The organism is uncultured Brachyspira sp., from assembly GCF_934747485.1.
Classification (GTDB): Bacteria; Spirochaetota; Brachyspiria; order Brachyspirales; family Brachyspiraceae; genus Brachyspira.
Genome location: NZ_CAKVGN010000078.1, coordinates 1 through 12,447, shown reverse-complemented (window position 1 = coordinate 12,447; position 12,447 = coordinate 1). Strand labels below are relative to the sequence as shown.

General features: G+C 28.0%; 11 protein-coding genes. 4 read left to right on the top strand and 7 right to left on the bottom strand.

Going from position 1 to position 12,447, the window contains the following annotated elements; translation table 11 throughout:
* Positions 1 to 162: 162 nt before the first annotated feature.
* The gene (locus tag Q0H31_RS11620; RefSeq protein WP_295298366.1) at positions 163 to 1,422 is read left to right on the top strand and encodes a homoserine dehydrogenase; all 1,260 of its coding nucleotides are present in this window, start codon (positions 163 to 165) and stop codon (positions 1,420 to 1,422) included.
* On the opposite strand, the gene Q0H31_RS11615 is transcribed toward Q0H31_RS11620, so the two are convergent.
* A complete protein-coding gene (locus Q0H31_RS11615) occupies positions 1,423 to 2,091 on the bottom strand; it encodes an RluA family pseudouridine synthase (RefSeq protein ID WP_295298364.1) in 669 nt (222 codons plus the stop codon).
* A gap of 154 nt (positions 2,092 to 2,245) precedes the next feature.
* Here Q0H31_RS11615 and Q0H31_RS11610 point away from each other — a divergent pair, with 154 nt between their 5' ends.
* From Q0H31_RS11610 to Q0H31_RS11600, 3 genes are all read left to right on the top strand, one after another.
* Positions 2,246 to 2,638: a helix-turn-helix transcriptional regulator gene (locus Q0H31_RS11610; RefSeq protein WP_295298362.1), complete on the top strand. Its 393-nt coding sequence runs from the start codon at positions 2,246 to 2,248 to the stop codon at positions 2,636 to 2,638.
* Positions 2,625 to 4,568, top strand: a complete 1,944-nt coding sequence (locus tag Q0H31_RS11605) for a heavy metal translocating P-type ATPase (protein ID WP_295298361.1) — start codon at positions 2,625 to 2,627, stop codon at positions 4,566 to 4,568. Before Q0H31_RS11610 ends, Q0H31_RS11605 begins: the two co-directional genes overlap by 14 nt.
* Before the next feature lie 146 nt (positions 4,569 to 4,714).
* The gene (locus tag Q0H31_RS11600) at positions 4,715 to 5,296 is read left to right on the top strand and encodes an outer membrane barrel protein (RefSeq protein WP_367117137.1); all 582 of its coding nucleotides are present in this window, start codon (positions 4,715 to 4,717) and stop codon (positions 5,294 to 5,296) included.
* 41 nt (positions 5,297 to 5,337) lie between these two features.
* Here Q0H31_RS11600 and Q0H31_RS11595 read toward each other — a convergent pair whose 3' ends face one another.
* From Q0H31_RS11595 to Q0H31_RS13245, 6 genes are all read right to left on the bottom strand, one after another.
* Complete coding sequence (locus Q0H31_RS11595; protein WP_295298359.1) at positions 5,338 to 6,864, bottom strand: BCCT family transporter; 1,527 nt, start codon at positions 6,862 to 6,864, stop codon at positions 5,338 to 5,340.
* A 16-nt stretch (positions 6,865 to 6,880) separates the two neighbouring features.
* Positions 6,881 to 8,170 carry a nitrate/nitrite transporter gene (locus Q0H31_RS11590; protein WP_295298357.1) on the bottom strand — a complete coding sequence of 430 codons (1,290 nt, stop codon included), beginning with the start codon at positions 8,168 to 8,170 and terminating at the stop codon, positions 6,881 to 6,883.
* Positions 8,171 to 8,249: 79 nt separating this feature from the next.
* A complete protein-coding gene (locus tag Q0H31_RS11585; protein ID WP_295298355.1) occupies positions 8,250 to 9,683 on the bottom strand; it encodes an FGGY family carbohydrate kinase in 1,434 nt (477 codons plus the stop codon).
* 83 nt (positions 9,684 to 9,766) lie between these two features.
* The gene (locus tag Q0H31_RS11580; protein WP_295298353.1) at positions 9,767 to 11,059 is read right to left on the bottom strand and encodes an FAD-binding oxidoreductase; all 1,293 of its coding nucleotides are present in this window, start codon (positions 11,057 to 11,059) and stop codon (positions 9,767 to 9,769) included.
* A 64-nt stretch (positions 11,060 to 11,123) separates the two neighbouring features.
* Positions 11,124 to 11,906: an SDR family NAD(P)-dependent oxidoreductase gene (locus tag Q0H31_RS11575; RefSeq protein WP_295298351.1), complete on the bottom strand. Its 783-nt coding sequence runs from the start codon at positions 11,904 to 11,906 to the stop codon at positions 11,124 to 11,126.
* Positions 11,907 to 12,301: 395 nt separating this feature from the next.
* A partial coding sequence (locus tag Q0H31_RS13245; RefSeq protein WP_367117138.1) for an IS3 family transposase occupies positions 12,302 to 12,447 on the bottom strand: 146 nt, incomplete at its 5' end.

Sequence of the window (12,447 nt, the reverse complement as noted above, 5' to 3'; positions counted from 1 at the left end):
TTAGTTAATTAAATTATAAGGAATACCTGCTTTTTTTAAACTAAAAAACGTGCAATATGTATGGCTCCTAAACACAAAAAACTATATATAGTAACTTGATTTTTTTTATATAGTCTTATATACTTACAAATTAACTAATAAATTTCTTAAAGTGAGATTGTTATGAACGAAAATAAAGAAATAAAAATAGCTATAGCTGGATATGGCAATGTTGGAAAGGCTACTTTAAAAACTATTATAACTAATAATAAAAATATAGAGAGAAGAAGCGGATTTAAATTAACAGTAAAAACAGTATTCAGCAGAAATATAAAAGAAAAACATGATGAATATCTTGATACTGTAGAAAATAAAACAGAAGATTTAAATGATATATTAAATGATAATGATATAGATATTATAGTGGAAGTTCTTGGCGGAATGACTACAGCAAAAGAGTTGATACTAAAATCTAATAAACCTATTGTTACTGCAAATAAAGCATTATTGGCTAATAGTCTTGAAGAGTTAATACAAAACAGAAAAACAGATATTGAGTTTGAGGCATCTGTTGCTGGTGCTATTCCTATAATAAGAGCTATGAAAGAAAGTTTGACTGCTGATAATATAGAATCTATCACTGGTATATTAAATGGTACTTGCAACTATATACTTACTAACATGACTAAACAAAAGATAGATTTTAATATTGTTCTTAAAGAGGCACAAGATAAAGGATATGCTGAAGCTGACCCTACATTTGATATAGATGGTATAGATACTGCTCATAAAATATGTATTTTGGCATCTATGGCTTTTTGTAATATTATTAAAATGAAAGATATTTATATTAGAGGAATAAGAAATATTTTATTAGATGATATTATATTTGCTATGGGGTTAGGATATACTGTTAAGCTTGTTGCTGATGCTGGTATAGATAAAGATAATAATTTGTATGTTTATGTTATACCGAGTTTTATAAAAGATAGAAATTTTTTAGCTAGAACAAGTTATAGTTTTAATGCAATTAAAATTACTAGCGACATTGCTGGAGATAATGTATTTTATGGAGCTGGAGCTGGAGGAGTTAATACAAGCAGTGCTGTAGTTTCAGATATTATATCCATTGCAAAAAATATGTCTATTAGTGATAAACTTTTCTCTCCTATTTTAGGATTTACTCAATCTAATAATGATTTAATAATAAAAGATTTTAGAGACAAAGAAGAAGATTTTTATGTAAGATTTAAATCTTTAAAAAATGAAATAGATTCTTTTATTAGTGCTTTTAATAATAATTCTATCAATGTAGATAAAACTCTAAGTAAAGATAATAACATGATGTTTGTATTAAGAAAAACTACTCTTAATAATATAATTAATTCTATAAAAACTGTTGAGGAGATAGAAAATATATTTATAGCAAAAATAAAGCATTAATTATTTATTAGATAAAATTTTTAGACTATTTAAAAATTCTTTATTGTATTTTATTTCTATATCTATATTTTTTTTAGTTATTGGGTGTATAAAATGTATTTCTTTAGCTATTAGGGCAAAACTTTTTATATTATAAAGTTTTGCGTTTTTAGAATATATTTTATCTCCTATTATAGGGTTTCCTAAATAAGACAAATGCACTCTTATTTGATGAGTTCTTCCTGTAATTGGTTTAAGTTCTAAGAGAGAATGTAATTTAAACTTTTTTAATATTTTATAATGTGTTATAGCCGTATCTCCTCCTTTTTTTACAGCTATTCTTTTATTTGGATTGTTAGTATCTTTAGCTATTTGTATATCTATAGTCCCTTTAATATTTTTTGGTATTCCTTCAACTATGGCATGATACACTTTATTGATTTCTCTATTTTTGAATGCTTCTTCAAAATATGTCTTTGTATTATTATCCTTAGCAAGTATAAGTATGCCAGATGTATATTTATCTAATCTATGCACTAAAAAAAGTTCTTTTATGTTTGGATAATCTTTTTTTATTATATCTATTATTGAATCATCTACTTCTATGCCGGATTCTTTATTAATTATTAAAAAATATTCATCTTCATAAACTATATTAATCATTTTTTTATTATAAAATATATGATGCATATTACAAGATATTTTTTATATATGTGTAATGTTTTTATAAATCGTTTATATGGTTAAAACAAGTGTATTCTAATTTTTTATAGTTAGGTATTGACATTATTTTTATATAAGTATATCATTATATTATAATATAGTTATATAGAGATAGGTTTTTATGGAAAAAAAGAAAAAAAATAATAAACAAAAAAACATTATAGAAAGCTATGAAGATAATTGTGAAGTAAATACAAAAGAAGAGAATATATCTTCATATATACCAAAACTTCCAAATGATGATGAGTTTTCGGTTTTAGCTGATTTCTTTTCTGTATTTTCTGACCCAACCAGATTAAAAATAATATCTGTTTTAAGCGAGAAAGAATTATGCGTTCATGAATTAGTATCTTTACTTGATATGAAGCAGCCTTCTGTATCGCAGCATTTAAAGATGTTGTGGCAGGCTAGGGTAGTTAAGAAAAGAAAAATTGGGCTTCATGTATTTTACAGGCTTGATGATGAACATATAGAAAAAATTTATGCTTGGGGGTATGAGCATGTTAAAGAATAAAGAAAAAATTTTATTTATTAGTGAAATTACTATTTCATTAATTGTTTTAATTTTGCTTAATGTTTTGCATGATAAAATTCATGGTGTAATAGAATATATAATATTTTTTATACCTTATTTTATTTTAGGCAGAGATGTTTTTAAGAATGCTATATTAGATTTTATAAAGGGCAAATTTATGAGAGAGAGCTTTCTTATGAGCATTGCTACAGTTGGTGCTATAATACTTCATCAATTACCTGAAGCTTTAGCTGTACTTCTTTTTTACAGAGTAGGTGAATATTTTGAAGATATGGCGGTTGATAAATCTAAAAAAACAATAGCAGCACTTATGTCTATAAGGGCAGATTTTGCTAATATTATCAAAGAAGACGGAAGTGTACAAAAAGTTGATATTTCTAAAGTTAATATCAATGACAATATATTAATTAATCCTTTTGAAAAAGTGCCTTTAGATGCTGTTATTTATGAAGGGGAGAGCTGGCTTGATACTAAAGCTTTAACTGGAGAGAGCATGCCAAAAGATGTAAAGGTTAATGATGAAATTTTAGCAGGCACTATAAACGGTGAAAGCAGTATAAAAGCAAAAGTAATTAGAGTGTATGCCGAGTCCTCAATAGCAAAGATATTAAAATTAGTTCAAGAGTCTCAAAATAGAAAAGCTAACATAGAGCAATTCATTACAAAGTTTGCCGGAATATATACTCCTATAGTTGTATTTGGTGCTATTTTACTTACTATAATACCAACCATAGTATATGGAAAAGAATTTTTTAATGATTGGTTTGCCCGTTCTCTTACATTGCTTGTAGTTTCTTGTCCTTGTGCTTTTATGGTTGGTATTCCATTAACATATTTTGCTTCTATAGGACGAGCTTCTAAATTTGGAATAATGGTTAAAGGCGGGGTGTTTTTAGATTTGCTTGCTCAAACTAAAAAAGTAATATTTGATAAAACAGGAACCCTCACCAAAGGTAAGTTTTATATAAGAGAGATAGAAAATACTGGCATATATGATGATGATACATTAATTAAATATGCAGCTTTGGCAGAACTAGGCTCTTCTCACCCTATAGCCATATCTATAGTAGAGCATTACAAAAAAAATCATGAAATAAATGAAAGCCTAATAACATCACATAAAGATATTAGGGGTAAAGGCTCATCATCAATTATAGAGGGTAAAAATATTTTTATAGGAAAGCTTGATTTATTAAAACAAAATAATATTAAGCTTCCAGATAATATTGATAAGAAATTTAATGTTTATATTTCAATAGACGGTGAATATGCGGGTGCTTTTTACATTGATGACATTATAAAAGAAGACACTAAAGAGGCAATTGATTTATTAAATTCTATGAATATAGAAACTGCATTAATTAGCGGCGATAATATAGAACGTGTTACTTCATTTGCAAAAGAGAATAATATACAATCATTTAATGGCGGATGTTTACCTGAAGAGAAAGTAAATGTATTAGAAAATATGATGAAAGATAGTAAAGTTTCAATATTTGTAGGCGACGGAATAAATGATGCTCCTTCTTTGGCACGTGCTGATATTGGTATTGCTATGGGGGGACTTGGTTCTGATGCGGCTATAGAAAATGCTGATATTATTATAATGGACGATAAACCTTCTAAAGTGGCTGCTATTATTAAACTTGCTAAAAAAAATCATATTGTTGTTTTAGAAAATATATTGCTTGCTTTAATAATTAAATTTGGTGCTATAATACTTGGAGCTTTTGGTCTTGCTTCTATAGCTCTTGCAATATTTGCTGATACTGGTGTTACAGTTATAGTTGTTCTTAACGCTTTAAGACTTCTTTATCCGATAGGGGAGAAATCGAATGTTGAAAATGTGAATACGCAAAATATAGATATAAAAGTAACAAGCTGTGATTGCGGCCATCATTGTCATTAAAAGTACACATATTAGATAAATAGTTTGAAAATATGTCCTGTATGAATTAAAAAATTCTACAGGCATATTTTTTAAATTTTAGAAAATAAAAAATTTATTGTATATAGTATTTGCTTTAAAAATGAAATATATTTATACTATTCGCTATGAAATTTTTAATCATCTTAAAAAAAATAACAATATATTTAATTTTTGTTGTTTTAATTTATACGGCATCCAGTCAAAAACTGTTTTCTTATTTTCCAACAGGTTCTGCATTAGGGTTTTCTTTAAGATTTAGCTTCCCTCTTCAAACTTCATTAGCAGTAACAGGAAAATTTGAAGGAATACCTTTTATGTTTGGAGGAATATTAAATATTGGTATATCTAATAAAGGTGCATCATGGTTTGGTTTCAGTGCCAGTGCAGATTGGTGGGGATATACAGCTAGATTGGGGCAATTGGGTAATTCTGATGTAATGCTTTATTTAGGACCCGGGATAGAGGCTATTTTTAATTTTGGAAATAAGTACATAAACATAGAAGCAGATTTTAGAATACCAGTCGGAGTGTCATTTATAGTGGAAAAAGATTGGGAAATATTCTTGCAATTAACTCCGGCATTGAGTGTTATATCTATAGGAAGCAGAGGTTTTGCTACGTTTGGTTGGTATCCTGAAAATAGTGGTTGGGTATTTAGTGATTTCTTTAGGTTCTATGGAGATTTTGGATTTAGGTATTGGTTTTAATAAAAAAGGCAGTATATATAAATATGCTGCCCTATATAAAACTAAAAAATATTTTTATATTTATCTTTATGTTTATTAGCTATTATAATCATTAAATTAATAAAAGAAAATATTTGAAAAAACATAGCAGGAAATCCGCCAAGATTAGAAAACATTTTTATACCATCTATATTAGTATATTTTAGCATAACATATGTTATAATTGTTATAGATATACCCCAAAATAATTTATAAGACATTTTTGCTTCTTGATTATCTGGAGTTATTCCAGTAGAAGATAATGCTGCCATAACATTTGTCATTGAATTTGCTGAAGTAACAAAGCTTATAAAAACTATAATAAGAAAAAATGGAACTAAAATATTACCAAGAGGTAAATGATTTAATATAATATATGGAATTAAATCAATATTTCCATTATTTATTAAACTTATAGCATCTATTTTATTATTAATTTGCAAATATATAGAATATCCGCTAAAAAAAGTTATCCAAACGATAGAAAATATTGAAGGATATATAAACGTATAAAGTATAACATCTTTAACTCTATGACCATAAGCTAATCTCCCTAAGAAGCATGCTGATATTGGAGCCCATGCAATCCAATTAGACCAATAAAAAGTAGTCCATGATTTAGACCATGGATCTTCAAATATAGTACCTGTCATCAAACTTCTATCAAAAAAGTTGCTTAAATATCCTCCAAAAGATTCTATAGAAGAATTTAAAGAATAACTAAATGGACCAAATAATATTACAAATGCCAATATTATAAAATATATTAACATATTAAAATTGGATAATATGTTTATACCTTTTGCAAGCCCGCTGATAGAAGATAAAGTAAAGAATATAAACATAACTATTAATATAACAGCCCATAATAATTCTCCGCTTTTTATTTTTGTTATAGATGACACAGCTCCGCCTATATTAATTGTAACAGTCATAAATGAAGATATAATGCCGGCTGACAATGATAACAAGCATATAGCATCTATAATTTGAAATAACCAATCTTTATTTTCTATTTTGGAAAAAGAAAATTGACTTAATACAGAAAAAGGCTTTTTTAAATTAAAATATGCTAATGCAAATACTATTGTAGGTAAAGTATATATAGCATATGGATTAAAAGTCCAATGCATAAACATAGTTTCTATAGTAAATTTAATAGCTTCTTTGGAGAAAGGCTCTATATTTAAAGATGCAGGTGGATAAGCTAAATGATAGCTAGGTTCTACTGTCCCCCAAAATACTATACCTGCAGCTATTGTTGTACATAATGTAATATAAAAACTTTTAAGACGCGAAAACATTGGTTTAGCATTTTCTCCTCCTATTCTTATGTTGCCGATTTTAGAAAAATATGCTATAAAACATGATACTAAACTCAAAAATGCAGTTAAACTCAATATACCGCTAAACTTATCCAAAATAAAATCATTTATTTTAGTAGATACACTAATAAAAGATTTTGGAATTAATATGGATGTAATTACTACAGTTATAAGAACAATAGCGGCTGGAATAAAAGCTAATAATCTTAACTTATTTTCTTTCATACGCATTATCCTCCGTTTATAATTTTGATGCTTTTTTCAATCTGAAATGAAGTATCAAAGTAACTGTGAGTCCTATTAATCCTATAAATGCTGACACTAAAAAATAAACGGTATATGCCATTGGACCATCATTATAATACGAAAATATTCTTCCTCCAATATATGGAATAAAAATATCTACAGAATATCCAAGCATAGACATAAGACCTATAGCCCTACCTAAAATATGTTCAGGTATATCGCAGTAATCTAATGTAGACCAATATAAACCTCTTAAAGCATATCCTATTAATGCTGTTAATATTACCAATACATAATAAATAAATATAGGAAGAGATTTAAATAATGACATTAATAGTAATAATACAACACCAGAAAACATAGCTATTGAAATAGTAACAGTTCTGCCTATTTTATCTCCGAGCATGCCTCCGCCCATTCCTCCAACAGGACGCATCCATAACATTGCTACAGAAATATATCCTGACATTACTGCTGTAACACCATGATTAACTGTTAAAAATCCTGAATAATAATATACTGTCCAATAAATAGTATAGCCGCAAAATATTATAGCTGTAGCTAACCAATATTCCTTAATACCAAGTAAGATTTTTATATCCCCAAGCATACTTCTTTTTATTATAGGTTTATCTTCATGAATATTATTAGGTTCATTATCTTCTTTATCTTCCTTAAGAAAAATAAAAATTAGTACAGCTATAAATATACATAAAAATGAATACATATATATAATGGACTGCAATGCTTTCTTAGTTAATACTTCATCATTAGTGTTATTACCCAATATAAATGCAAACATACTTACAGCTATAACACCAAGTATAGCTTCTATCAATCCTCTTCCTCCATCTAAAAAACCAAATATTCTAGCCTGCTCATCTTTTTTAGCTAATAACTTTATACCTTTCATTAAAGCACTCCAAAATGTAAATACAGCAGAAATTCCCCATCCTATGTATATAAAAATAAGAAATTTTTTATCTGGTATTTGAGCAAACCAAAGTCCAAAAGCTCCTGTAAGAAACAACGATAATGAAATTAGCTTTCTAGCTGAAAATCTATCTGCTAATAATCCGCTTGGAACATATCCTATTATATTCATAATGCCTAAAATCAAATATAAAAAGTTAAGTTCCTGAACCGTCATATCAAATATTAATGTTATAGAGGTCTGATAATTCTGCCTCAAATACAAAACAGGGTATATTACTCCAGAACCTAATATTAACAAGAATATTCTAAAATATCTTAATTTATTGCTTGTATTAGATATATCACTCATATTGCACTCCATTATTTTAGCCATAATTAAACAATAGCTAATTTATATAAAAGAATTAAAATGATAAAAATCATAAATATTATTTAAAAATCTCATGACTTCTCTTTAATACATTTTCTATAGAAGAAGGTATGCTTTTATAAACTTCATTCATTCTATTATATATATCATTATTTTTCATATCTGGTTCTATAACTTCTTTTATTTTTACCATCTTTTCTACAGCCTCTTTATAATCAGAATAAACACCAAGTCCAACTGCAACATTTATTGCCGTACCTAAACTTGCAGCACCATTAACAACATTTTTATATGCAGGAAGTCCGAAAGCATCAGCCATGCATTTCATAAATACAGGACTATTTGAACCGCCTCCAGAAATTATAAGCCTCTTTGGATTTATACCTAATTCATTAAACATATTTGAAGCATGATTTTTCATAGTTAAAGTTATTCCTTCGATAATGGCTCTAAATATATGCTCTGCATGGTGTTTTTCATTAAATCCTATCATCACACCTCTTTTATAAGGTTCACTAGTTAAAGCAAGCCAATCTAAAATTACCATTAAGCCATAAGTACCGGCAGGAATATCTTTAGCTAAATTATCAAGATACTGATCCGGATGCATATTATTTTCTTTAGCTCTATTTATTACTTCTTCTCCAAGCAAATCTCTAAACCAACTTATAGTCCACATTCCTCTTCTTATTCCAGAGCTTTCATATAAATACTCATTTGGTATATCAGCAAAATTAGTAAAATAACTCTTTCCATCATCTGTATTCTCGCTTCCCAAAACCATAGAAGCTATATAAGTACCTAAAGAAATTAAACAAGTATCATGATCTATAAGTCCTGCCCCTAAGGCTTCTACAGCTTTATCATTTGCTGTTGCTATAACTGGTATGCCTTCAGGTATTCCTGTTTCTTCAGAGGCTTTTTTGGTAATATATCCTAATATAGTGCCGGGCATTTGTAACTCAAAAAACATATCTCTTGGAGCATTAAATTTCTTGAAAGCTTCATCGTTAGAATCCCAATTCCAAGTTTTTATATCTGTTGGAAATTGAAATGGTATAGAATTTGAAATAGTGTCTTTAAACTCGCCTGTAAGTCTATGAGTCATATAACCAGTAGAAGCTGTTATGTATTTAACTTCTTTGTTTTCATGCACATAAGGTGTATAAGCTCTAACATCCATCCAGCTCATTACAGGCTCAGCCAAACTTCCATCAGCCTTTAAAAATGCCTTACAGCATCTTATAGTACATAGGCCAACTCCTATTATATCTTTTAAATCGCCTTTGAAATTGGATAATGCTTTTTTGCTTGCTATTTTTAATGAATCATATAAATCATCATCAGGGTGTTCAACATATCCCGGCTTTCTATATATCATTGGCTTTAAACTTTCTTTTCCTTCACAAATAATATTTCCATCAGTATCAAAAATAACTATTTTTGTACTTTGTGAACCGCCGTCTATACCTAAAATATATTTTTTGCTCATAATGAAACTCCATAAATAAGGTTCCAAAGCTATATAATTTTTATCATATAGCAAGGAACCTAAAAACATATAAAATTTATAAATTAATTATCTCTAAATATAGAACCTTTATTCATAATATCATTAGGGTCAAATGTCTTTTTCAATTTTTCTAAGATATAATAAGCACTGCCATGCTCTTCTTTAGTCCATTCTGTTCTATATTTTCCTATACCATGGTGATGGCACATAGAACCGCCAGCCTTTAAAGTTTCTTCTACTATCATAGCATTTAAAGGTATATGATATTCATTTATTTCATCTTCAGGTTTGCAATTTATATTGTAATCGTATACAAAATACAAATTAGTACCATTTTGATAACTATGGGAAGAATGTGCACCTAACATAGTAATATCGTCCATATGAGCAAAATCTTTTTTAATTCTTGCTATACAATTATCATATATTTGTTTTATTACAGCCCAAGTACCTGAAACTTCGGTAGTATATCCCAATCTATGATTAGCTTTCATATCTGCAGTTTCTGCATCTATTTTATCCTGTCCCCAGCATAAATTAGCAAACCAATTTTCTATAAGTTTAGGATCAACTCTTTCAACGCCTTGATGTTTTTCTACTATTTTTATTATTTCTTCTGATGCTGCTTTTGCTATAGAAGCAAGCCCCTCAGTAGCGAATGTTAAAACACATTTACCTTCATGCCAAGCATAGAAGTGCTGATGAGCATCTTCTTCAGAATAAACACGGCATAATGAAGGACGTAAACCGCTTACTATTATTTCACGTATTATGTCTAAGCCTTTATGCATATCATCAATTTTCCAGCCTAAATAAACCATATTTTGAGGCATATATTTAAATATTTTAATTGTAACTTCTGTAATATAGCATAAAGTACCTTCATTACCAACTATAACATGACGAATATCAGGTCCGGCAGCTCTTCTTGGAACATTTTTTATTCTAGTGATAGTGCCGTCTGGAAATACTGCTTCCACTCCAACTATCATATCTTCTATAGCACCATAATAAGTAGATAATTGACCTATACTTCTTGTAGCAACCAAACCGCCTTCAGTAGCTGTACTTCCTGTTCTTGGTACACAGTTGATTTTATTATCATTTAAAAATTTTAATACTTTAGAAACTTCTTCTGTGCTTTTTACTTTAGCAACTGCAGCAGGATAAGGAAGAGTATATATGCCAAAACCTTTTGAAGGATATTTTCTAAACCTATCACAGCTGTTTTCTTTTAATGTTTGTTCATCTGTTATAACTTGTTCTTTAGGAAGAATATTTAAAAGCCCTTTTACTATTTCTTCTCTAGATAATTTACTTTTAGATTCATGAATTTCTACTTGTTTCCATTTCATAGTTTACTCCTATTATATTAATCATTTAATTTATTTTTAATAATTTATTATTTTAAATAATTTATTATCTTACTAAGTATCCTCCGTCTACGCATAAAATATGTCCATTAACATAATCAGATGCTTTACTAGCCAAAAATACTGTTGCTCCCATTAAATCATGAGTATCCCCCCAACGATTAGTAGGTATATGATTTAATACTCTTTGGTTAGATTCTGGATTGGCTCTTGTGTCTTTAGTAATAGGTGTAGCAAAATATCCAGGAGCAATGCCATTAACTTGTACGTTAAATTGTGCTAATTCATCACAATAAGCTTTAGTAAGTCCTGCAATACCATGCTTAGAAGCAGAATAAGCTGGAGACCATTGACCGCCCAAAAAACTAAACATAGAACATATGTTAATTATTTTTCCGCTTTTTTGAGGTATGTAATAGTGAGCTACTTCATAACTCATTTCAAAAGCTGCTGTTAAATTTAATGCTATCATTTTATCCCATTCGTCTCTTGTAAAATCAAGAACATTAGGTCTGTTTATACACATTCCAGCACAGTTTACCAATATATCAACAGAACCAAATTTGTTTACGCATTCCTGAACAATCTTTTTAGGAAAACCTTTTTGTGTTATATCTCCAACCATAATTTCCATTTTTACATTTCTATCTTCTACAAGTTTTTTTGTCTCACCATTATCATCCATAATAGTAGGGGCAAATATGTTAGCACCAGCTGTAGCTAAAGCTAATGAAAAAGCTTGTCCTAAACCTGTATTTCCTCCGGTAACTATTGCATTTTTACCGGCTAATGAAAAATAATTCATATTGAAATCTGTTATGTTATACATAATTCTTCCAAAAAAATTATATTTAATTCTTATGTTAATAAGTATAGAAAATTAAACATGATTGTCAATAAATTTAATATTTTTTTTAATATTTTATATAATATTTGAGAAAATTCTTAATAAGATTGAAATAAATGAAAACTACACCTCCCAAAAATCAAGATATGATATTCTTATATGATAAAAAATATTCTATTAATTAGTTTATTAAAATAATAAAATGAGCTTCATAATTTAAAGACATGTATTTATGATTCAAAAATTATTATATTTTTTTAATTTTAGATAAGCTTTTATAAAAATAATTCTAATTATTATAAAATTATTTTGTTTATTTTAGATATTTTTCAACTATTCAATTGTATGTTTATGCACAGGAGCCAGACATATTGCAGTTAGGAATTCCTTAATTTATTAAAGTATAGCATAGGTGTATCATAATTTAAAGCAGAATGTATTCGTTTATAATTCCAAAAATAATTATATTTTTGTATGTTTTTATTTGCTTTCTCTAAAGTTAATTCTTGTGTACAAAAGTCAT